The sequence below is a fragment of the Flagellimonas sp. genome, from assembly GCF_965215805.1.
In the GTDB taxonomy this organism is placed as follows: Bacteria; Bacteroidota; Bacteroidia; order Flavobacteriales; family Flavobacteriaceae; genus Flagellimonas.
Genome location: NZ_OZ244124.1, coordinates 3,943,563 through 3,969,201 on the forward strand (window position 1 = coordinate 3,943,563; position 25,639 = coordinate 3,969,201).

Below are 25,639 nucleotides of genomic sequence, written 5' to 3' on the forward strand. Positions count from 1 at the left end.
CAAAGTCAAGGTTCGCATGCAATATAAGAAAAAATGTGTACGTTAACACATATTACATGTCAAACAATATCAGAGTCCTAGGCAATGTAGCTTCACTGCGCTAATTCAACTAGCTTTAGCTTTGAAAAAGGAATTTTGGCGCAGATGGAAAAAGTAAGAAAAATCCAATAGTAAGGGCAGCCAGCTATGAATCCTTCTTTGAAAAATTGATCCAGCGAGCCTTGTTCAGATTTGGAACGACTAGAATTTTAAGTTTTCATCTTTGTCCCATAAGCCCCAATAGGCTCCAACATCTCCCTCGGCCCCTACTTTCCATGACTCATCAAAAGAAGAGAAATAAAATATTTCAACATCTTCTTCCATGGACCATTTTTGGGTATTCATAAAATACTTCATGAAATTTTCAAAGGAGGGAAATGCCCCCTCCAAATTGGTTCCCTGGCTGGGCCAACCGGTTTCTGATACAATCACTTTTTTACCATTCCCTGCTCTCAATGCCCGCTGATACATATCTTTCATGTACAACAAAGAATAATCCAAATCGCAGCCTTCCCAAAATGGGTAGCAATTGGCTAGAATGATATCGCAGGCGTCCGTAATCCGAGGATGATCCACAAACTCATAATAGGCATCCACATAACCAACCGTTATGTTGGGAATGGCATCTTTCACCAAATAGATAAAGTCCAATAATTGCTCTTCGGTTAGGTCTCCTCGATACATTACCTCGTTACCCACGGCCGCAATATCCACATAGCCTTCATTGGCCAATTTGATGAGCCCTGCTATTTCCTTTTCGTTGATTTCCGGGTTATCGCCCAACCATGCCCCTACCATGGTCTTAATGCCATATTGTTTGGCAATTCTTGGTATGGCCTCATTCCCATCGGTACAAGAGAAGGATCTAATCCATTTGGTATACGGCTGAATTATCTTCATGCGGCGATGGATCTGCTCCTCGGAAATCTGGTCCCCAGGTTGCTGATTTTCCATATAGGGACTAAAACAAAGACCGTGCATACCTTCCTTTAAAACTTCCCTGCACAATAGCTTTAGCTCTTTTTCACTTTTCCCAGCATAATCCAATGAAGCTAGATTGAGAAATCGTTCTGCTTTATATGACATAGTGGTTCTTTGATTTTGTTTTGTATCCCTTAGTTAGTTTTGCTTCCTTTCAACCGATGGGCTCTTCCTTTTTTCTTCAGATTCCAATTCTAACCGTAATTAAACAGTTATTAGAAAACGCCCCTGCAGTTTTTACTGGTGTAAATCACAAGCCGCTCCACCTCTTTTGCTCCAGTTGGCATTTCTTCCAATTGGAGGCCAGGATATTCATCCACTTCCTTCCAATTGGCTATTGTGGAACTAAAAAATGAGGAAGCCGCTGCATCCGCTTCATATATGATCAAATCGTATGCCTCCCCTTTATCCCCTCCAAATCGGGTAACAACCTGCCATTCCCCATCTCTTTTGTATGATGTATTGGTGTGATCGGATTGCGGATAATATCGGTCATCGGTAGGCCTGATGACAACCCAAATATCCTTGGTATGACCTTCGGGGTAGACGCCCATGGTTAAAATGCGACAATCCACAGAATCTTTCTCGATTGGCGACACCACCTTTACCGCATCAACGGGTCCACTTACCTTTAATTTGTTGCCGATGGAAACTTGCTCCATTTGCGTATTAAAGTTTACAAGTTCGGATGAGTAGCTTCCGTACATAACCATCAAAACTCCAATGATTCCGAAGGACATTACCAGCTTGCTGCCGAGAAACCCCTTATCCGAGTTTCCTTTTCTATTGCCAAGTATGGCAATGAGCACAAGCAAAATCCCTACTGATATAATTACTAATTTCGTTGACATCTTATTGTTTTTTTCTATTAATCAATCCTTCAAAGCCTTATAAAACTCCTCTTCTTTCTTCCAGTTGTGCTTTAATTTCTTTTGCCCTTTCCTCGGACAAGCTGTATTTCCACATTACCCAAATGGCCAAAGCAGCTGTAACTACGGGAATAATGATATCTGCAATTCTTAATTTGGTCAAAGTTTCTACTGTTTGGGTGGCCGCATTTCCATCAAATCCAATGATCTTTAATACCAAACCTCCCAAAACCAGCGCCAAACCCTGACCAAGTTTCACCACCCACCAGTATAAGGCTCCAAATGTACCTTCTTTCCGAGGCATACCATTTCTAAGTTCATCCAGGTCACATACGTCCGCCGTCATACTCATCATCAACGTGAACAAACTTCCCAAACCAAATGACATTAATGGAATGGGAATAAAGGACAGCCAAATATTATCTGGGGTGAACGCCCACCACTTCAAAAGATATCCAACAATGGACAGGGCCGTTGAAATAATAAAAGCTTTCTTTTTACCCCATTTGGTTGCCATGGCCGACACAATGGGAATCACCAAAAAGGCCGATACCAATGCCCCGATGGAGCTAAACCAAGCTGGCCAGGTTGCGGTGGCCTCATAGCTTCCATTAAATATGTAAAAAACAAAAATGAAAAAACTAAAGGATGCTACAATTTGATACCCATTAAATACTAAAAAGGTAGCGCCACATAGTTTCATGAAAGGCCTATTCTTTACAGCCTCTTTTATGCTGACCAACAAGTCTTTCAAATTACTAAATATTGAGGTAAAGGTTAACTTTTTTCTGTTTCCCATATGGGATGCATCTATACCCCTACAAAAAATTGCTGGCAAAAGTCCAAGTAGCAAACATGCTGCTCCAACATAAATGGCCATTGTCCGTACCCCTTCGGCTTGATTGCTAAAAATATCCGGGTCTGCAATGATCACCCAAAACCAAGGAACAATAACCCAAGCCAACAAACCCACAGTTTGTGAAAATGCCATCAAACGTGTCCTTTCGTTATAATCAGAGGTCATTTCGTAACCCAACCCGACCAAGGGGGTGGCAAACATGGTATTTCCGATAAGAAAAACCATGGACATAATAAGGAAATACCAAAAATTGTAGTTTGAGGAGTTGTTTTCATCAAGTTGCCAAAGCAGCACAAAAGTGATGGCACTTATGATGCCCCCAACTAGGATGTAAGGCCTTCTTCTACCCCATTTTGAGCTTGTGTTGTCCGAAATAAATCCCATAATTGGATCCGTGATGGCATCAAAAAATCGAGGTAACCCCCCTAAAAGTCCAGCCAAAAATGGATCCATGCCAAATGCGGTCAATAAAAAGAACATAAAGAATCCCAAGGCACCGGGATATAAGTTCAAAACCAAATGCCCTGCTCCAAAAGCGGCTTTTTGCCCCAAGGGGACCCTATCTGTTTTGATGGTTTTTACGTTTGACATAATTGTTGTTTTAGTTAGTATTAGTTGGTTTGGTCTTTGTTAGAATCGTTAGCAATAATGATGGTTTGCAAGGCTTTACCACGTATTTTCATCGGCACTGATTGTTCATACAAATCCAACAAAAAAGTCTTAGCTTCCGGGTTTTCGTTGAAAACAACTACAGCTATGTTGTCATTAGGGTTCTTCACTGCCGTCACCTGTAAATCCCGATTGGAATTTTCAAATCCTATCCGTATGGCACCAGGTCGTATGTACCTGCTGAAGTGGGTCATGGTGTAATACAAGGGAGTGAAATAAACCTCATCTTTGGCTAGATCTACTATAACCGGGGCCACGCACCAATTTTTGAACCAATTGGGGCCGCCCTGCCTGTCCAATACCATGTTCCAATCAATCCAGCCATCCACCCAGTTGTTCAAACATCCAATAATATCCCTGGCATATCTGAAGACCGGTACATATTTGGGATGCAGCTGTTTATCTTTTTCGGGTGCCCAGTTCCATCCCCAGTCCGTTGCTTCCTGAGACCAATACCACGCATCGTCCTTCCATTTGGGCGTCTGGGCATCCACGCAAGCCTCCGTTTGAATCAGGTGCTTGTTTGGAGCCTTGTGATGGGCATACTGCAAGGCTTCGGGGAATACTTCAAAGGTACTGGCATACCAATGAATGGCCGTGCCATCATAGTATCTGGAGCTCTCTTTGGATTGGAACATTCCATCTACCCAATCCTTCAAATGTTCCCTGTTTTGGTCGTACCCGAATATCTTAATATGGCTCTTACCTTCTGCTTCCAATTTAGGCCCCAAATGATGCTGCACAAAATGCGTCATTTCAGTGGGTGAAAAGTGCATACTTTCCCAGTTGTTGCCATTGCCCAAGGGTTCATTCTCCACGGTAAAACCCCAAATATCGATGCCCTCGGCCTTAAAGGCATCCACATATTTGGAATAAAAGAGCGCCCAAGTATCGAAATATTCCGGTAAGAGTTTACCTCCCCGCCAATCTTTATTGTCTTTCATCCATGGTGGTGCTGACCAAGGGGAAGAAATAATCTTAAATCCATCCCTAGACACCGCCATGGCTTCTTTGATCATTGGAATGATATCAGCCTTATCTTCTTCTATGGTAAAATACTCCAATTTTACATCTCCTTCCACGGGTGCATAGGAGTAATTGCGCAATGAAAAATCACAGGAATTCATATGAGTCCTGGTCAGGGAATATTGCGCTCCGTCTGGCCCAAAATAGGCGTCAATGATCCTTTTACGATTCTCTTCTCCCAACTGATTGAGCAAATAGGCCGAAGCTTGGGTAAAGGACCCCCCAAAACCAGTTATGGTTTGATATTGCTTCCCTGGTAAAAGTTTGATTATGGCTCCATCCTCTACTTTGTCCACAGCTAAGGTCCTGGACAATTGATGTCCTTCTGAGGACGTTTCATAGACCTCAACCTCCAGATGTTTCGTTTTGTATGATTTTACCATTACCGCCTTAGTTAAGCATTTAAATTCCAGTAAACGGCCTATTCACCTCAGGTTATGATATTTGAACCTATTGGGAGACAGCCTGTTCTCTCTTCAACGGGGGAACCAGTACATCCGCCATAAGCGCTTCCAAATCTCCATTATACGTCTTGGTTATTGGATTTCCATTGCGGGTCAATCCATCAAATACGCCTTGATCCACTAAATCCCAAAGGGCATATTTAGCTTGACCTTCCAGGGTAAAGAGCCCAAAGTGGTTCTCTGAACCTTGCTTGTTATGGGCATCCTTCCATTTTTCATTGAACGCCTCAAAATAGAAACAGGAAATTCCAGCCTTGTTGGTCCATTCCCGCATATGTTTATGGTACAAAGCCTCTTTAAACTCGTCTGTGGCTTTTGAGCCTTTGGGCCCATATTGTCCGTTGGAAACGGTGGCCCAACCTGTTTCACCAATATGAACCGGTTTATCCACACCCAAACTTTTCATATGCTGGGTGACAGCTTCGTACTGCGACATTGCAAATGATTTTGCCCTCAACATGGCACCTTCAATTTTAGCTATATCAACCAGGTTTTCCTCATCTTCAGGAACACCCCAGAATTCAGGATTGTAGTGCGTATTGTGGTACGCATAGGTGTGCATGGAAATGTAGTCCACTGCCTTGATAAGGGCTTCCAAATCCTGGGTATGGTACTCTGGGTCTCCCCCACCCCAAGAAGCAAAATCATCGGAGCTGGTAATCCATAGACTTTCGGGAAGCTTCCCTTCTTTCTTGAGTCCTTGCAAATGGTTCACCCATTTTAATATCACGCTGGGTTGCACATAATAACTAGTGGCCCATTTTACCATGGCCTCATTGCCCACAGCAATAATTTTTACAATGTCCGGATAAGCGTTGGCCAATGCCACTGCCCTACCAATTTCTGCTTCATTCTGCTCGCTTTCCACATGGTGGTCCGGTTCCTTGTCCGTCCATGCGTTTTTACAATCTATCCATGCGCCAAGCATCACATACATTTCAAAGTTGGGATCTTCTTCCTTCATTTCCCGAATGGCCTTGAGCAAGTTGGAAGCTTGCTGTAACTGCACGTTATAGGTGCGAACAACTTTAATGCCCATGGCCGACAACAGCCTCATGTCTTCCTTGAGTTCGTCCAAGGTAGGTTGTACATCTCTGGAAATAGCGCGGTATCCGCCATAAGAAATGGCCAAATAGTTTGGATTGCCTAAAATATCTTTTGCTGTCACTTCTTGTGGTGTTTTGGATTGATGATCTTCTGTACTATTTTTTTTCTCCTTGCAGGCCTGTGTCACCAAAATGACCAGAAATACAAGAAACACTTTTACTGCTGACTTCATAATACGATTTTTTCATTCATCTTAATCTCGTTTCCTTTAGGTTAACAATGATGTACCGAATTTCATCGCTTCTTTTAAACAGCTCTATACTATGCTGCAAGTCAAGGCTTAGGGAATCAAACATGGTTTTGTTATTGTTTTTATCCAGCACAACCACGGTTTCTTCTTCCGAAATGTTATAAATGATGGGAACCTGACAATATGTAAAGCAAAGGGAATTCTTTTCCAGCTGTATTTTCCTTTGTTGCTCATTTACATCCACAAAATGGAAGCTGGTGGATGCCTCCAAAAATTCACTCTTTCTAAGCAATACGGGGTCAAACTTTAGTCTTCCATCGGCTACAAAAACTCCCAATTCGCCAAACCTGCTCAAGATGTCCTCTTTTACCTGTCCTGTCATCCCCGGCTGCTGGGCTCCTTTTCCCGCGGGAGTGTGGGAATACGGGTCAGTGGGAAATGCGCCATACAGTTCTGGCGATTTGTGTACCCCAATCCCTTCATTGATTTCATAGAAATGTTCCAATAATTTACCAACTACGATTTCGTTCGAGCCTTTGCCTATGACTTCCACGGAACATTCCACAACGGCCAACAACAATTTGGACACCATATGCCAATAGATGGACCCCAGACCCTCGTATCCATAGAATGTACCTGATCTTCCAGTAAATGCCTTATGGTTGAATACTTCTTCAAAAATTTGATGTAGCAGTCCAGATTCCTTGTTGGCCAGATGGGCGTACGGAGTATTGGACAAGGCCAGAAGTGCCCGTTCCAAATCTGTGGCGTTTTTAAAATCGCCATTAAAATGATACGCTCCATTGACATCCTTTTCAATAATTGTAAGGTTGCCGTCATGCACCAATGCTGAAAGCAATTCTGAGGTTTTGACCTGCTTTTCGGGAACAGTATTTTTATCCATGAATGAAGGCAATTCCTTGTTCGGGTACAGCAAATAGCTATACTGATCCGGTCGGAACAGCTTGCTCTTTTTTAATCCATCCAACACTTCCAAGTTTTGTTCCGCTGTTAGGTAACCCGAACTTAAAACTGCAACCTGCCCCTCTAGCATTTCACTCAAATAGGATATGGAAGCGGTTTGATTTTCATTTATTGTCATCAAGTTATAGGCATGGTACATTCCATCTTGACGTTTGTTGGCACTGATGGAGTGTTCCAAAAATTCCAAGGCGACTGATATGGTATGTTTTAGGTCATCCAACAAAAGCGGGGACTGTTCCCCAGAAAAAGAATTTTCATAGATGTTTGATCGGAACATGCTTCCAGCCTGACCCAATTGCGCAACAATTTGATATCGCTCCTTGTCCTCTATACTTTTAGAAAGTAAATGGCGATGACCATCCAGGCATTGACGGATGTTTTCAAAAAACTCGCCCACCTCATTCGATACGGGTACTTCGGTGACTTCATACCCATCCAACAATTCTTCAAAGAACTTTAGAAACCTCCTCAAGTAGTACAGGGTAACCATGGACACCCCATTACCAACAAGGGCGTTGTTCGCATCATTCCATTCTGGGCGTTGGGTATTCATCCATATCCCGCCTTCTGGAACCAAGTTGGACAATTTGGACAATACCGTTGCCAATATTTTTTCCAGGAAATTGGCTCGATGTATGCTAAGGTCGCTGGCAGTCAGCAAAGCCCCATCAGCCCCGAGTTGGGTCCTTCTATGGCGAATGCTTTTATCCTGCTCGTCATCAAACTCAATGGTATCCTTTGGGTCATTTACAATTTCCTCAAAACTCTTGATTTTGTAGGGCACGTTCGCATAAACAAACAGGTCTTTATCAAAATAACCCTCCAATTTGCCTGGGTAATGATCTTGAATGAACTCCAAGAATTTCAGCAAATAAATAATTTGATGATCCCCCCAGTATCCAATATAGGACCATGGGTCATCCGGCTCCACGATTTCCCAATCAAACCCTCCCTTGGTGATTCTATAAGGATTGTATCCGTCAAAGGTGGTGGCGTTCAAGAATTTATGAATCATGTTCTCAATAAATTCTGGATAAGAATGGGCAAGAGCCTCCCAATTTTGGAAAATATCACGCCAGTTTCCTTCGTAATCCAGAATTTTGGAACCATCCACTTCGCTTCTTGTGTTAATGGAGAATCTGTTCCAGGGTCTACTTGGATCTCCATGTCTTCTACTGAACTTCAGGGGCATATATTCCAGACAAAGTCGAACCAAATCCCTGTCCGTACTTTGCTCAGTTATTTTCTTAAGTGTAGCTAGGGTAAATGTTTCTGGCAATTCCGCAATGGTATTTGCAGCGTTTTGGTAGACTTCCTTATTGGCTTTGGACAGGTAATCCGTGAAATCCCATTTCTCAATCCGATAGCCATCATCGAAAATACCGCCTCGCATAATGTTAAAGAGGGTATTGGAAAAATGACGGGTGTCCCGTAAGCTATCCGATGTGTATTGCAGCCCATCTGAAGCCGCCGTTAACCCAATTAGCTGTTTGGTGCCATTCTCAATATCTGCGTTTATACTATTGACAAGGGAAGCTGAATCTCCAAGTGAAGCTACAATTTTGGCTATGGAACCATGATTCTGGTTCACATTCAGTACAATCATCCAATCTTTATTGGATTTTGGCCCCATCGAGAGGTCGAAGTTTAGCAAATAGGCTCCCTTTTCTGCCTTAACATCTGTTTCTTGCCGTACCGAATATTTTGTTCTAAAATCATGGAGCTGAAGAGATGAAAGCAAATACTTTGGACCATTTAAACCAACGGACCAAGCGATATTTGCCTTTAAGGCCTCACTAGGTTCCGCCCTGTCCACAATAATTGCGCTTAAGGCATAAATTCCAACCCCTTGTTTTTCAATTAATTCACTTCGTTTATAGGCATCCACCAGATTACTCTGCCTGTTCTGAAGGTCACTACCCACCCCATAAGGAATTAGATTTTGGACGCCATCCAGCACAGAAACTTTGATTTGTTGGTCGCTCAAGTTGACTAAAGACGATTTCCGAACAAACCCATACCGGTCACTGGAATTCCATTGATAACTAAATTTCAGTTCCAAATCATGGTTAACCTCTTCAAACAGAATTTTGTTACCGTATACGCTCTTGTATAAGTTCCTGGTGATATGAAACTTCTCTTTATTCCGATCCGAAAAAGGTTCCCAAACTACAGGAGCATCGGATGCATGCACTACAACAATGGTTTTGCTTCCAGTAATCTCCGCAGACTCTGTAATCTTATCATCAGTGTAATATGGAAACAGGGAATACTCCGTATTCTTTCTTCCAGCAGAAAGTCCCCCATTGCTGGATATAAACATCCAATGATCTGAATCACTAACAATGCTCATAAAGAACGGCCTTAGTTTATCGCTATCCGAAATCTTGAAAAAGCCCTCGTTACCTATTTGAACCTGTTCCATTTTTGTGGTATTAACTGCTTTGGTTTCTTTTAGTGATGGTTCACTTATCATTATCAAATTCAATATGTTATGTCCTTATCAACAAATCTTCCACCTCCTCCAGTGTTTTTCCTTTTGTTTCTATCACAAAACGACGAACAAAAAGGAATGCGATGGCGGAGAATATCGCATAAATTGCAAAAGTCCACGTAGGACCAAGGTTGGTCAACTCCCAGGGGAAAATTTGGGTTACCGAAAAGCTAACCAAGGAGTTGAAAAAGCCTACTACCGAAATGGCAATTCCCTTAATTCTATTCGGAAAAATTTCCGATATCAAGGTCCACATTACCGGCCCCAATGAAATTGCAAATGCTGCCACGTACAGTAAAATTGCTATTAGAACCAAGGTGGCATTGATGTCGATGAAATTGGTGACTTGGTTCCGTTTAAAATCCAAAAATTGTTGGGTGGTGAGTTTCTCCCTAACTTCTTCAAACAAGACCTTTTGACTGCTATATCTTTTGCCCTCCAATTCTGTTAAGGCAACATAAATCTGGTAGTCATCCACCTTTCTCAAAGAGGATTCCTTAAACTCGTAGCTGGCATTGTTAAATGCCATGGTTGCCATGAGCAATGCCACGGTCATCACCCCCGAACCTATTAAAAGTAATGGTTTTCGCCCCAATTTGTCAATAAGCCAAATGGCTACTAGGGTAAAAACCAGGTTGGTGAGGCCGACGACAATCGCCTGCAAAAAGGAGGAATCAGTGCTGCCCCCTGCCTGTTCAAAAATGGTAGGTGCATAGTAAAAAATGGCATTGATCCCAGTAATTTGTTGGAAGAAGGCAATGCCAAGAGCGATGATCATGATGGTGGCATACTTGCTTTTGAACAAATCTGTCAAACGTCCTTTTTTCTCCTTTTTTTCCAATCCCCTTTGAATTTCCATCACGGTAATTTCTGCATACTCCTCCCCTCCTATTTTTTGTAGAATTTTGCGAGCCAATTTGACCTTGTTCAATTTCAAAATCAACCATCTAGGACTTTGCGGTACTGTAAACAAGGATAGAAAGTATATGGTTGCAGGAATGGCCTCAACCCCAAGCATCCAACGCCAGCTTTCATCCCCATAATTCACTAAAAAGTAATTGGAAAAGTAGGCCACTGAAATACCAATGACTATGTTCAGTTGGTTAAAAGAAACCAAACTGCCCCGTAGCTTGGGAGGCGCAATTTCCGCGATATAAATGGGGGCTATTAAAATAGCACCGCCTATTCCAACGCCTCCAATAATTCGAGCGATAATGAACTCGGTATAATCCGTTGCCAGGGCAGACCATGTTGCTGAAATCGCAAATAAGGCTGCTACCACAATCAACACCTTCTTTCTTCCAAATCTATCCGCAAGGGGTCCAGCCATCAAATTGCCTGCCATGGCACCAAAAATGACGCAGCCTACAGCAAATCCCAACATGGCATCTGTCATTTCAAAATAGGTGGTTATGCCTTTGATGGCCCCTGATATTACCGCACTATCAAAGCCTAAAAGAAATCCTCCCAGTGCTACTATTAAACTGATGAGCACGGTATAGGATTTGTTCATTTTAACTACTTGCTTATGCTGAGACATGAAGTGTTATGTTTGGTTATTAAAGACCCTATTCTGTTAGTTGTTGAATAGGCCGGGAAATACATTCCCAGCCCTTCAATCCATCTAGAAACAGAACAGTTTAGTTTCTATAGAAATAAATATTGTCAACATAGATATCGAATGGATCCGTGTTTGCGCTTCCATCTCCATTGAACTGACCATCAAACTTCATTTGGATCACATTGTCCCAGGTCATTCCCGTGAAATCGCCGATGGGCAGATCCACGCTGTTCCATGAGCCTGGAGTCACAGGCACTACCACCAATACCTCTCCAGCTCCCGTTCCACTGTTGATAGGACTTATCTTCACTTGTCGGTCAGTCCCAGTGGGCACCCAGATATCCACATGAACAAACTCCATTGCCGAAGCATCTTGAGCATTACCTGAAAAGTCGGTTCCCTGATAGTTGAAGGTCGGGTAGGCCAAGGCCAAGTTCCCGTCCCCTGGATCAAAGGTTGTGTTCACCAAGCCAAATCCGGATTGGCCCCAGTTGGGATCATAATCGATTCCTGTCACATTGGTATAGGTCTCACCGAAGATGGAGATCACATCCGCTGCGTCCCTAGCCGGGGGAACAGGTGCAGAGGTTGTCGGAGCACTTCCGCCACCGCCGCTTGGCTCCTTGTAGAAATAAATATTATCCAAGTAAATGTCGTGTGGATCCGTGTTGGCACTGCCATCTCCATTGAACTGACCGTCAAACTTCATTTGGATCACACTGTCCCAAGTCATTCCCGTGAAATCGCCAATAGGCAGGTCCACGCTGTTCCAGGCACCTGGTGTAACCGGCACCACCACCAATACTTCACCCGCTCCGGTACCACTGTTGATGGGACTTATCTTCACCTGTCGGTCGGTTCCACTGGGCACCCAGATATCCACATGCAGGAACTCCATTGCTGATGCATCTTGAGCATTACCTGAAAAGTCGGTTCCCTGATAGTTGAAGGTCGGGTAGGCCAAGGCCAAGTTCCCATCTCCTGGATCAAAGGTTGTGTTCACCAAGCCAAATCCGGATTGGCCCCAGTTGGGATCATAATCGATTCCCGTCACATTGGTATAGCTCTCACCGAAGATGGAGATTACATCCGCCGCATCCCTAGCTGGAGGGACAGGTGCGGAAGTAGTTGGTGCACTGCTTCCCCCACTGGCTTCCCTATAGAAATAGATGTTGTCCAAATAAATATCGTGTGGATCCGTGTTGGCACTGCCATCTCCATTGAACTGGCCATCAAACTTCATTTGGATTACACTGTCCCAGGTCATTCCCGTGAAGTCACCAATGGGAAGATCCACACTGTTCCAGGCACCTGGAGTCACTGGCACTACCACCAATACCTCTCCAGCTCCTGTTCCACTGTTGATGGGACTTATCTTCACCTGTCTATCTGTACCTTCGGGCACCCAAATATCAACATGAAGGAATTCCATTGCCGAAGCGTCTTGTGCATTCCCGGAAAAATCAGTTCCTTGGAAATTGAACATTGGATAGGCCAAGGCAAAATTCCCATCCCCTGGGTCGTATTCGGTATTTACGAACGCCAGACCTGATTGTCCCCAATCGGGATTATAGTTAATTCCGTCAATGTTGGCATAGGAGCCACCATAAATTGAGATGACATCTGCTGCATCGCGTACAGGTGGTGCTGGTGCGGAAGTAGTTGGCGCATTGCCACCACCTCCGGACATGGTTTCCACCTGTGTTATGTCGTCAATATAAAAAGTACCTGCGGTTGTTCCAGGACCGTCCACAAACATGGTAAATCTTGAGAAACTGTCCTCGGATGTAAAGTCGAAAGACAACATTTCCCAACCACTACCTCCATGACTGGCTGTCACTTCTGTGGCCGCCCCTGTTCCTTCTTCAAGTTTAAGGAGGACATCGATGGCTGCATCTGCCCAAAAGTTCATTTGGATGGTCTTATCAGTACTTAGGTCAATTGGAGCGCCCAAATCAAAGAAGAACCCTTCAAACGCTGCTCCACTGTTGGTTATGGCCCCAACTTTGGAAGCGGTATCGTTGCTGCCTCCCGGCGCAGGATTATCCACCACTTCAAATGCAGCCCCGTTGAACGTGGAAGCATCATAAACCACATTGGCCCCATCAAAGGTTATGGGCAAAGCCACAGCTTCCGGCACTAAAATGACCAGTTCATCTTCAAAAGTATCCGAACCGCCAGCAGCATTGGACGCTGTAAGGCTCACCGTATACGTTCCCGTTCCATATGTTTTAATCGGATCTATCTCGGTGGAGGTTGTTCCATCCCCAAAATCCCATTCGTAATTATCTGCATTTTCAGAGGTATTGATAAAGGAAACTGTCCCCGTTCCTTCCGTGGTCAATTGGGTAAAGCCAGCCAACACTTCCGGCAGTACATTTCCTTCATCGTCTTCTTCACATCCTAAATAGGATACGGCCAAAATCATCAAGCATAAAACTTTGGCCTTGTTTAGCAATTGTTTCATTTTAGTATAAATTAGTTTAGTTAGCTTCTATTCCTTCGTATACCCTTACATAATCCACCAACATGGTTTGAGGGAAAACAGTTTCTGCATTAGGGCTACCCACAAAGGTTCCTCCCACGGCAAGATTCATTAGGATGTAAAAAGGCTTGTTGAACACCCAAGTCCCAGTAACATCCTCTGGAGTAATTTGATTGTAGAGAACATCATCCACATAAAAGTTGATGTACTCAGGACCCCACTCAATTCCAAACACATGGAAACCAGTGTCAAATCGGTCATTTTCCAAAATGTATTCCTTGGAAATGGCCTCTCCAGCCGAATATCCAGGCCCATGAACACTGCCAACAAGTACGGTTGGATTTTGTCCGCGGTACTCCATAATGTCAATCTCTCCTGCAGCTGGCCAAGGATTATCATCGATATCCGCTCCCAACATCCAGAAAGCTGGCCAAATTCCCTGACCGTAAGGCAGGCGAATCCTTGCTTCAAATCGACCGTATTGTTGTTCAAAAAGATCCTTGGTTAACAATCTGGCAGACGTATATTGTGAGTTTTCAAAAGCCTCTTGACGTGCTGTTATAAGCAGGAGCCCGTTGTCTACCTTTACGTTTTCAGGGCGACTGGTATAGTACTGAAGCTCTTGATTGCCCCAGCCATTGACCCCTGTTCCTATATCATAGCCCCAGATTTGTGGATTGGGAGCTCCTTCGGTATTAAAGTTATCCTCCATCACCAAGTTGGTAAAAGTTACCACCGTCTGTGTGTCATCCGTTGTACATCCTGAAAAACAGCACACTAGAAAAACCACCAAAAAATTTGAAAAACTTGATTTTATAGTTTTTATGTTTCTAAACTTTATATTCATAACCCTATTTTTTCTTTTTATTGAACTCCTTGTTATTCGGTGAAGAAGTACACATTATCAAATATGAAATTTGGTCCTCCTGTAAGTATGATTGCTGCCAAATTGTTCTTCTGATCGGCAATGTCACCGTCCAGCGCAATGTTGAATGAAGTCCATTGACCCGCGGTCAATCCCGTCAAGTCAAACCTACGGTCCCTATCGTCTCCAATGGGCAATCCAGTGTTGACATCCGTTTCTATCATTTGATTGGCTCCACTGTCCCTAATTTGGACTCCCACTTCTACACCTGGAGCTTGCACATAAACATCAATATGCAAGAAAGTGAGGCCTGAAGCGTCTACCGTATTGTCGAAAATTATTCCTGTAAAGTTGTTATTGGAATAAACCAATACATTCCCATTGTCCGTTGACGTTACTTTGGTATCCGTTGTGGATCCACCGAAACCAGGTGAAAAATTACTGCTGGTGTCATCGCTATAAGCGTCACTGAAAATGGACTTTACGTTGGCAGCTGGATGAATTGGGTCAGGGGAAGCCTGTAGGCTACCACTTGATGTTACCTCCAACGAACCTGCCGCCCTAACATTGGCCAACAAGGCGGATATGGTGGACGTTCCTGCTCCCACTATAGAGATTTCACCCAACTCGCTCACCACAGCTACGCCAACATCTGAAGATGAAAAATCGAAATAGGAAGGTGCGGCAACAACCGTTTGGTTTACTCCATTATCCAAATTGAAGGTCTGGGTAAGCCCAGTAATTGGAATGTTGGAACCTGTAAAGGCCTGTTCTACCAATTCCTGTCCATCAAAAATGGTTGGTCTAGGTTGGGCAACGGTGCCCAATTTTTCAAACTTGATTTCATCAAACCATAAAACATAGCCGCCTTCGTCACCCTCAAAGGATGCACCTTCGGCCAACCAGAACAGTCCGGTTTGCTCAGTAAGTTTGGAAGCATCAGGAATAGGAATCACATATTTTTCCCATCGCGTGCTTATCCCCAAATTATTGGCTGTTACTTGAAACTTGTTGGCAGTCTCTGCTGAGATGCCAAATCCGATAGCGTCAATGGAAGCCGCTTGGGAGGCCTTTGCATAAAAGGTTAACGCATCAAAACCTGAAAGGTCTCTGGTAACCGTAGTATTGAACGCAGCACCCACGAAGCCGTTTCCAAATGCAGGAACATCAAAACGCATGGAGGCATCCCCGTCAAATACGTTCTCTGAATCCACACTAAAAGCTTCCGGGTCCGCGCCCGCTCCCACAAAAGGAAAATAATCCAAACCTGGGGAAAAGGCATCTATGAAAACATCTCCGTTCGGAGGGAAGGTGGCGAATTGCACCTCATCCGAAAATTCTCTTTCACAACTGGAAAAAACTACAATACCCAGGCAGAGAAAAAGTATAGATTGTAAGCTGATATATTTCTTATTTTTCATTTTTAAATCTTTTTATTTGCCGATGTTGATATGTATATAAGTCATGATTTCCCACTCGCTACCATCGCCGAATCCTACCGGGCTTATAATTGGGGAGTCAGCAAATTCTAGTGCTTGGTTGGGAAGGTATCTAGGCGAAAATTCATCCAAGGATCGCCATGTGCCCCTTATTCCCACTTGCGTGCTTGGAAGAATAAACCAATCCGGTTTTCCAAGTGTGGTAGATATATCCAGCATTAATTGTACTGGGTACGTTAAGTTAAAATCACGATGATAATCAAAAGGTCCCCAATCATTGATCTTTTGGGTATACTGGATTTTCAAGTTGTTGTAGATCATTCGAACATCTCCACCGAAACGTCTAATCAACCTATCGCTATCACCGTTGGCCTGTCCATTGCCATAATAGAAGTTCCCAATAATTCCTATGTCGGAATTGATTTTGGACACCATTCTGGAATGTACTTCCCATAAGTCTTCAGCGGGAACCGAATTTGGAAAAGCAAAAAAGGTCCTGTCGGCGTTGAAACCAATATGTGAGTCAACGGTTGTAGGAAGGTGACGATACACAAATCCCAAATTCATGGCAAACTTAGCATCCTCGGAACGGTCGTTATCCCATTCGTACATCCAAGTGCCGGGAGTGGGATCAAAAGTGAATAAAATTTCACCGGCGGTGGTCTCCCTGTTGCCTCGAACGGAAAAGGGATCATCAAGATTGTTCCTTAAACGTCCAGGTGCATTTACATCGTTCGGCATAGGATCCACCAATGGTTTTTGATAGAGAAAGTTGGGGGCAATCTGGAAATTTCCAGCCGCAACTGTAAATCCTGTCAAGAAATTGGCTTGGTTTCCGCTACCTGTATCCTTTAATTTCCAACCTGTAAATGTCAAGGTCTGGTCTGCGCCACCATTAGCGACAAGTCCCATAACTGCTCCTTGACCGTACCAATTGAACTTACCACCTTCATACGTAAGCTTTACTTTTCCACCCCAATTGTCATCTGAATTAATAACATCTTCATAAACAACATAGTTGCCAGGGGTACCTCTTACATCTTGAAACGTACTTCCATTTAAGGGGTTTCCAGCCCAAATACCTCCAAGATGAACTCCAAACTTGCCGAACTCCCTTTCAATAGCCAATGTGGCCCTTTCGGTTGGCCAAAATGGGATTACACCACTTCGAACCTGGTTAGCATCCAAGACCCGACGTCCGCTTTCGTCAAAAACGATTTCAGTTTTAAAATCCCTATGGTAAATACCTGTAACATCGAACTTTCCAATATGCTTTTTGTATTTAAAGAGCATTGTAGGGTTGGCTCCCCACCACAATTGTGGGCCAACGGCGGCTTTTAATCCTTTTAAAGGGCCTTTCCCGTCGACTTCGACTCCAAGTATCTCTCCGTTATAAATATCAAGGTTGGGGCCATAGTTGGCTTCTGGATACAATCCGAAGAAGTCACCTTCGTAACCCCAATGGTAGTGACCCGTTCTATAAAACCCTCTAAGGTCAAATTCTTTTGCCTTCCACTCAAATTCGGCCTGGTATACTGCCAACCTATTGTTGTCATTAATCACAACATCACCTTCTGGAGAACTTACGGTGATTGGTCTTGCCCGATTCTCATAAAAGATTTCGTTAATTGGATTCTGGGCAACATTTCCAAGAATGTTGAAGTTCACCTCTGCCCGCATATTGGGGGCAGGGTTACCTTCAATCCCAACAAAATAGGATTGCATATGATCAAATCCTAGTTGATTTGGAAAGGTATTGGGGTCATCCGGATCGGCATTATCGGGTGTAGTGATTAAACTTCCTCCCGTGCTGAAGGTGGAAAACTTTGCCTGAAGATTACTTATACGCAACAAGTTACTCTGCTCTCCACGCAGAGCGGCTTTATCGCCCCGTGCTTTAAGCACCGCCTCCATTAGCTCAATATTGTTGAAATAGTTTTCTACAAAGGCCAGGTCAATGCCCTCCTCATATGGGTTTAGTTGATGTGCCTCTTTTAGCGCATAGTAGGCGGCTCTCGGATAAAGTTCATAAAGCCCGCGTGGGTTTGTTGCCCCTTTGGCGCATATCCCAAACCACTCTTCATTCATATTATTGGCTCCAGGTTCTGCTAAATCTCTAGCATATCCTCCATTGGACCATGAAGCGTTGTTGTCATGAACGTCCGCATTTTTTCTATCATCAAAACCAAACTTCCACCATCCATCACTGAATTGGAAGGTAAAACCCCCTACGGAATTTCCAACCTTACCTAAGCCCGCGGCATTTTCATAAATCTCTTTCCAGTTTCCGACCATGTAATAGGCTTGGGAATACTGGTCTTCCTTATTCTCAACTGCGTTAAAGGCATCGGCACCAAACTCTGTAAACATGACAGGTTTGTTGAGTTTGTCCTTCACTACTTGGAACATATCACCGAAGGATACACCCCTATAAGTGTTGGTACCATAGATATCCACATCTTTACACTCCTCTGCTACGATATCAATGAACAAGACATCCCCGTTACAGATAGCCACTGGATGGGATGCATCCATTTCCTTCATCATTTTGGCGGCTTCATTCATTAATCGGTACATGGGCCTTCCGCGGCTCTCGCCTATAAATTCTATCCTACCTTCATCATCTGGAAAATCCTCAGTTTCTGCACCCGCCCAAAAGAGTCCATAGTTGTTTTCGTTGCCCAACAAATACAACAAAAGTCCTGGAGTGTCCTTATAACCATTGACCAATTCCTTCATTTCCTGCATTAGGAAATCAACTGTTGTTGGATCATCATAAATGGTAACCGGTGTCCATACCCCCTCCAGAGTGAGTCCGTAGCGCCCAAATGAATGGTTGAGCATGGTGTAAATGCCGTAGTTTTCGTAGATGTACTTAATCCATTTTGCTGGGACTCCGGTGTACTGCCGAATAACATTAACACCCATGTTTTTAAGCAAGGCCATTTCATGATCCAGTCCCGCCTTGATTACATCATCAGACTTTTTCCAGAAATTGGCATTTACGGTGTTGGTGCCAATGGGAATGTAATCCCAATTCATACCATTGATCATAAAATCCTCACCGTTGACAACCAATTTCATTCCTTCCTCATTGTTTACCACTGATACTTGATCAGCCTGGGCATACAATCCCGAAGCAAACAATATGAGGAGCAATCTCATTAAATTGTTTTTCATAGTAATGTTTAGTTTTAGTTTGAAGTCTGCGCAGAAAAGAAGGTGAAGTCGAGAATTGATTAGTGGTCAAAACCTAACCATCCTCCATTTTTGCGGACGGTTAAACTTATCTTAAAAAAATACCAAGTCCTTAAAGTTTACCTCAACAAAAAATATACATCACAAAAAAATTGCGAGATTTTTGAGAATATGGCAAAACATCAGTTTTTATGGGAGTTCAGAGAGGATTCCCAATGTTTGGTTAGTGCGGTAAACTTGGACTTGTATAGGTAATGTTGAGGTGGAAAACCTCATCTGTAGCGTGTACTAAAGCTTTAGGATATAGTCAACCAGGTTATCATCGTGTTCAAGGTTCATTTTTTTGCGAAGTCTGTACCTTTTTATTTCTACACTTCTTGGTGAAATGTTGAACATGGGAGCGATTTCCTTGGAGGACAAATTGAGGCGCAAATAGGCACATAATCGAATGTCATTTGGAGATAGATTGGCGTGCGCCTTTTTAAGTTTTTTCAAAAACTTGCGATCGGCATTGTTAAATGCTTCTTTGAACAATTCCCAATCGTCATTTTGATTTAGACTTTTATCAATTACATGAATAATGGGCCGTACGGCATCCTTATCCTCTGCATTAGCCGTCAATTGTTCCTTGACTTTGGCCAAGAGTTCGTTCTTTTTGATGATACTCATGGTTGAAGCCGCCAATTCATTGCTTTTACTTCTGAACTCCTCCTGTAACTGCTTGTTTTTAAGTTTAATGATTTCCTTTTCATTTTGGGCCTTGGCCAACTCCATTTCCCGCTTATTCTCTTCAATTAATTTTTGCTGACGCCTGTTATAATATCTACGATAGGCAGAATGAATAAGAATGGAACCCAGGATTGCGCCAACAATGTAGACTACCCACATTAAATTGGACAAATACCAAGGTCGGGCTATTTTAAAGGTATAGGAATCCATACTTTCTGAAACCTTTTCCCCAATTTTGGCCCGTACATTAAAGGTATAGTCTCCCGGGGGTAAATTTTCAAACAAGACGACGGCTTCACTTGACCAATTGCTCCAATTTGGATAAATACCCAGCAACTGATATTGGTACTGTGGCTTAAGATATTTGTTATAGTGTGGGACATAGTAAGAAATCTGAAGGCTGTTTTCCTCACTTTCAAAATCACCGGTAATGTTTGGATCCCAAAGATTTTTCTCTGTGGTCACCCTGTTCTTCCCGCCTATTTGTACGGTGCCAATGTTAACATTGATTGGGTTCTCCTGAAAGTTTTTGACGTCCAGAGTAAAATAACCGGAACGGGCACCAAAAAGATAGACCCCCTCCTTTTCCAGGGCAGTGGCACTTTCATAGCCAATAATTCCATTTCTGATATTTTCCGTTAGCGGAATCTTGTTTATACTAAGCGTGCTTGCCAGACTACTTTCAGAAACATAACCAATGCTTGCATTGGAAAAGGTCCATAAATAGCCATTCTTGTGGTCCACCACCATTTTTCCCGAAGTATACTCCTCAGGCGTGTACAGCTGGCTTAGAATGGTATCCTTGACAAATTTATCTTGTTGTTTTTGATAGGAGAAAATCCCATTCTTAAAGGCGTAAAGCAATTTGCCCTTGTATTTGATCAAGCCCGAATTGGAACCCTTTATAACCGTGTCAATCCCAACATGGGTGGAACGTGAGAAATCCTCATCCACTTTTACCTTAAAAACTCCCTTGTACTCGTGATTGACAAATATTTGATCCTCGAAGATTTCAAAGTAGCGAGCGGAATTGTCAAACCCCTCCACCTTATTCTTAAGTTGCCAGCTACCACCCTTCTTTTCCAACACATATAGCCCATCATAGTTGCCTTGCAAAGCAAAGTTGGATTTATTGGACAAATCCCCAATTTTCCAGGTTCCCTGAATATTTGATATTTTTTGCGCCTTTCCTTCTGAAATTACGTAAGTACCCGTGTGATGCCCGCAAAACAGGGTGCCACCTACAACATCAAGGGACCACACCTGTCCATGAGTACCCTCTACAAACTGAAAATCGGATTGACTTCCATTTTTATAGAAAAGGCCTTGATTGGTTCCCAAATACAGGTAATCGTCTTGAACTGCCGAGGCATAGACGCTCCCAACCAATCCCCTGCTATCAGGATATACTTGAAAGGGCGACCCAAAATTGATATAGCTAATCCCAACATCAAGTCCCAACCAGACATTTGCATCCTCATCTTCGTAAAGGGACAAGACCGTATTATTCTGTAATCCACTGATCTGGTCTATATGACGAATCAACTGCCCATCCCTATCCATTAGAATCAGGCCATGGGAAATGGTCCCCAAGGCGAAACTTCCATCTTTCATCTGCAATCCGCTATAAAGACTGATATCGCTGAGCTGGGTGTCAATTGCCACATTCCATTTCTCCAATGTATCGTTTTGGCCTCTATAAAAACCATTGTTGCGCGTAAGAATCAGCAGTTCCTCATTGTCAGGAACAATACTGATCACCTCATCCGACTTCAATGGCTCTTGGTCATAAACAAGAACTTCCTGCCCATTTTCAATTCGGAAAAGTCCTTGGTTCATTTTCTGGAAATAAACAGTTTGTCCTACCTTAAATATCTTGGGCAAAAAGGTATCAGAATTGATGATGCTGACGGATTTGTTTGCCAAATTGTAGCTGTATATCCTGCTGTGGGACTGAAACACCATGAATTCCCCGAGATTCAGAATTCCCCAAAATTCCTCATCCTCAACTAGTGCATGATCCATTTGGGCAGCTAAACTGGTGTATCTTAAAATACCCAAACGATCCTTTTCCCAATAGCCAAAATCCATATAGTTTCCCGTGTAGATTCTGCTCCCTACGACCTTCACAGTTCTAATGATGGATTCATTGGGAGAGGGGTACAAAGTCCACCTTGCCCCATCAAATTCAAGAAGCCCGTTGTTATTGGCAACATATATGATTTTGTCGGTGGATTGGGAAATGGCCCAATTTTGACTTTCAGAATTATAGTCCGCTGGGGCAAAGTTCTGAATCGGGGGAAGTTCTTGCGATATGCCCCAACCTTGTAGGGTGAGAACCGCAAGCAAAACAAAATACCTAAGTTGGGTCACAAATTTTGATTAAGCGTTAGTGATGAATCGTCAAAAGCTGGAAATCAAATGATTAGTTGTGATCAAATTCCAATACGCTTGGGATATACTTTATCCGTAGGTTTAAAATACATAAAATCAATTTATAATAGGTTCCAAACCAACTTTACTTTGGCATACATTTTACAATTAGACCTCAGATTTAATTTGTCCTAGGCGTCCAGAAGCTCGTCATTGAATTGGTAGTTTTTATAGCTTACACGAAAGAGCGCACTATATAGTGCAGGAATAAACAAGAGGGTAATAATGGTTCCGAACAGCAGTCCAACCATAATACTCACTGCCATACCTTCCCACATTTCGCCTCCGCTCAAATACAGTGGGATAAGTCCCAAAACCGTAGTGAAGGTGGCCAATAATATAGGTCTAAAACGCTGCAAACAAGCACCAATGACCGCGTCTTGTTCCGTACGACCCAAATCTCTCTGTTCAATTTCCATTCTGTCTATGAGCACAATCGCGTTGTTGATCACTATTCCGGCCAAGGATATGACCCCTAAAAAGGGCATAAACCCAAAAGCTTCCTGAAAAACCAACAAGCCTATTACAACTCCGATCACGGCCAAGGGAATGGTCAACACCACCATGGTCATTTTTCTAAACGAATTAAATTGAATGATCAAAAGCAAAACAATGATAAATGCAGAAATGGGCAAGAATCCAATTACCGACCCCATACTTTCAGCAGTACTTTCCGCATCCCCACCAAACTTAAAACTATAGTTATCAGCCCATGTGGTTGACTCTTGTTCCAACCAAGGTGTAATCTCCGCCGTTATGGCCGAGGCATTGGCTCCTTCACGGAGCTCACTACTAATGTTGATGGTTCGGCGTAAATCCAAGCGTTTTATCTTGGAATATTGCCAAGCGGGAACAATGGAAGCGACCTGCAATAAAGGGACTGTCTTTCCAGAGTTTTGTGAGTACACATTCAAGGTTTCCAAGGATGCCAATGATTGTTGCTGTGACGCATCACTTCGCATGATTATCGGTATTGATTTATCATCCTCACGATATTCCCCAGTCTGAAAACCGTCCAAAACAGTTTGGAGCGAGGTAGCAATATCCTGACTGCTAACTCCAGCGGTTTGTGCCCTATTTTGGTCTATTTCAATTAGGAACTTTTTACTTTTTGGTCCCCAATCATCCTTTACATTTTTGGTGCCTGCAATGCTGGCAAGTCTGAGCTTAACCCGTTCTGATATTTTCGAAAGTTCATCGGGATCGCTCCCTGAGACCTTAATTTCTATAGGCGTTCCGCCGCCACCTGCACCCAAGGCACCTACTTTGATGTCCGCATTTGGGAAATTGTTGAAGGTAAACTTGTCCAATCTGGTGATCATCGCTACATTTTCATTAAAGGAGGAAGTGTTCACCAAAATATGTGCATAGTTGGAATTGGCTTCATCGGGTGAATATCCAAGGTCATAGGATTCCGGTCCTTCTCCGATGTAGGAAGACCAATCCACAACACCCAAACTCCTATTGGGATTCGTCTTGAGCGAATCCGTCATAAATTGCTCAATTTTCTGGACCACTTCGGTTGTTCGCTCAATCTTGTTTCCTTCCGGTAAATTAATGTCGATGGTAATCATATTTCGGTCACTATCAGGAAAGAAAATGAAAGGGATTTTGGTGAAGCCATAAAGCGAAACAAAAAAGGCAAGGAATATTGCGATAATCACCTTGTATTTGTTCGCCAAAGCCATCAGGATCAAATTTTTATAATAGCTCTTGCAAGCATTGATAATCCTGTCGACCAAACTTGGTTTTTTCTCTCCCTTGGGAGCTACCGTTAGGAAAAGATAACAGAACATGGTGATTACCGTAAGGGCAATGATCCACGAGGACATTAAAGCAATGGTAATTACCACGAAAATGGGGCCCACAATATCTCCCATGGTAGTGGGGGATAAAAAGAAGGCCAAAAACGCAGCGGATGTGGTCAAGGTGGATATCAAAAGTGGCATCCAGAGTTCAGCAAAAGCTTCTTCAGCTGCTTGTTTTTTTGCAACCCCTTGTTCCAATTTTACCATTATGGTCTCGGCGACCACAATGGCATTATCCACCAACATCCCAAGTGCCATGATCAAAGCGGCCAAGGTAACTTGATTTAACCCCACATTGATAAGCCCCATGATCATCAATGTCATGATGGTTACAATGGGAATAAGGCTTGCAATAACGAATCCCGTACGGAATCCGAGAAATACAAGCATAACCAACAAAACAATGCTAATGGATTGCAGAAGATTAACAATAAAGTCGCTTACTTTAACATCAATGTAGGTATCCAAGGACGAAACCCGGGTCAGTTCCAGACCTATGGGAAGTTTCTGTTTCCAATTATTTACCACTTGGTTTACAGCCTCACCCAACGCAACAATATTCTGGTTTTCCTTTAGGTTGACATGTAAAGAAATGGCTTCCCTGCCATTAATACTGACAATTTGATTGGGCGGATCAATATAACCTTTGGAAACCGAAGTTATATCCCCCAGTTTAACCAATTGTGTGCCATCGCCCACAGCAATCAACATATCCCGAATGGCATCCACAGAATCAAAGTTTCCGGTGGGTTCCAAAATAATGCGTTCATCACCTACATTGACCTGTCCCCCAGAATTGAGAATGTTGGTAGCGGAAATGCTCTGCTGCAATTTGGAAGCTGAAAGTCCATATTCCTTCAGTCGTGTATTATCAAATTCCACAAAAACCCGTTCTTCCTGTACACCTCCGAGTTCCACTTTTGCTGCATCGGGAAGCTTGATCAATTCATCTTTGATGTCATCCGCGTACTCCTTCATCTCAGAATATGAATATCCATCAGAGGTCAAGCCCACCACAATACCATATACATCGCCCACTCCGTCATCATTCAAATTGGGATTTACCCCGCTAGGCAAGCCTTGAATGGCATTTAGTTTTCTGCGCAATCTATCCCAAACAGATTGCATTTTTTCCTTGGAGACTTCATCCTTAAGGGTCACGCTGACAATGGAAAGCCCGGTTCTTGAGGTGCTGTTTACCTCATCAAGCTCTGGGAGTTCCTGAGCAACTTTTTCAATTTTATCCGTTACCAGTTGTTCAACACGTTCAGGACTCGCTCCGGGAAAAGACGAGACCACCGTGGCCACCCGAACCGTATAAGGAGGCATGCTATCTCTTGAAAGTCCAAAATACATGGAGATGCCCAACAAAACGATAGTTGCCAGAACCATAAAGGTGATTCTATTCTTTTCAATGGAAAACTTAGCTAAATTCATAG

General features: G+C 43.1%; 13 protein-coding genes. All 13 read right to left on the reverse strand.

Annotation, left to right across the window (positions count from 1 at the left end; all coding sequences use genetic code 11):
- Positions 1–240 precede the first annotated feature (240 nt).
- The 13 genes from ACOOE0_RS17485 to ACOOE0_RS17545 all read right to left on the reverse strand — a co-directional run bounded on the left by ACOOE0_RS17485 (position 241) and on the right by ACOOE0_RS17545 (position 25,637).
- Positions 241–1,125, reverse strand: coding sequence for a glycosyl hydrolase family 17 protein (locus tag ACOOE0_RS17485; RefSeq protein ID WP_420400195.1), 885 nt, complete (start codon positions 1,123–1,125; stop codon positions 241–243).
- A 110-nt stretch (positions 1,126–1,235) separates the two neighbouring features.
- Entirely contained in the window at positions 1,236–1,871 is a 636-nt protein-coding gene (locus ACOOE0_RS17490) for a hypothetical protein (protein WP_420400196.1), read from the reverse strand.
- Between the two features lie 37 nt (positions 1,872–1,908).
- Entirely contained in the window at positions 1,909–3,339 is a 1,431-nt protein-coding gene (locus ACOOE0_RS17495) for an MFS transporter (RefSeq protein WP_420400197.1), read from the reverse strand.
- A 20-nt stretch (positions 3,340–3,359) separates the two neighbouring features.
- A complete protein-coding gene (locus ACOOE0_RS17500; RefSeq protein ID WP_420400198.1) occupies positions 3,360–4,826 on the reverse strand; it encodes a glycoside hydrolase family 30 protein in 1,467 nt (488 codons plus the stop codon).
- Between the two features lie 67 nt (positions 4,827–4,893).
- On the reverse strand, positions 4,894–6,186 hold the full coding sequence (locus ACOOE0_RS17505) for a glycosyl hydrolase family 17 protein (protein ID WP_420400199.1): 1,293 nt from the start codon (positions 6,184–6,186) through the stop codon (positions 4,894–4,896).
- Between the two features lie 16 nt (positions 6,187–6,202).
- Positions 6,203–9,613 carry a hypothetical protein gene (locus ACOOE0_RS17510; RefSeq protein WP_420400200.1) on the reverse strand — a complete coding sequence of 1,137 codons (3,411 nt, stop codon included), beginning with the start codon at positions 9,611–9,613 and terminating at the stop codon, positions 6,203–6,205.
- Positions 9,614–9,680: 67 nt separating this feature from the next.
- A complete protein-coding gene (locus ACOOE0_RS17515; RefSeq protein ID WP_420400201.1) occupies positions 9,681–11,222 on the reverse strand; it encodes a sugar porter family MFS transporter in 1,542 nt (513 codons plus the stop codon).
- 100 nt (positions 11,223–11,322) lie between these two features.
- Positions 11,323–13,710, reverse strand: coding sequence for a PKD domain-containing protein (locus tag ACOOE0_RS17520; protein WP_420400202.1), 2,388 nt, complete (start codon positions 13,708–13,710; stop codon positions 11,323–11,325).
- A 16-nt stretch (positions 13,711–13,726) separates the two neighbouring features.
- Complete coding sequence (locus tag ACOOE0_RS17525) at positions 13,727–14,575, reverse strand: glycoside hydrolase family 16 protein (protein WP_420400203.1); 849 nt, start codon at positions 14,573–14,575, stop codon at positions 13,727–13,729.
- Positions 14,576–14,607: 32 nt separating this feature from the next.
- The gene (locus tag ACOOE0_RS17530) at positions 14,608–16,014 is read right to left on the reverse strand and encodes a glycosyl hydrolase family 16 (protein WP_420400204.1); all 1,407 of its coding nucleotides are present in this window, start codon (positions 16,012–16,014) and stop codon (positions 14,608–14,610) included.
- A gap of 12 nt (positions 16,015–16,026) precedes the next feature.
- Positions 16,027–19,212, reverse strand: coding sequence for a glycoside hydrolase family 2 TIM barrel-domain containing protein (locus ACOOE0_RS17535; RefSeq protein WP_420400205.1), 3,186 nt, complete (start codon positions 19,210–19,212; stop codon positions 16,027–16,029).
- A 306-nt stretch (positions 19,213–19,518) separates the two neighbouring features.
- Positions 19,519–22,332: a triple tyrosine motif-containing protein gene (locus ACOOE0_RS17540; RefSeq protein WP_420400206.1), complete on the reverse strand. Its 2,814-nt coding sequence runs from the start codon at positions 22,330–22,332 to the stop codon at positions 19,519–19,521.
- Positions 22,333–22,523: 191 nt separating this feature from the next.
- Positions 22,524–25,637: an efflux RND transporter permease subunit gene (locus ACOOE0_RS17545; protein WP_420400207.1), complete on the reverse strand. Its 3,114-nt coding sequence runs from the start codon at positions 25,635–25,637 to the stop codon at positions 22,524–22,526.
- Positions 25,638–25,639: the final 2 nt, after the last annotated feature.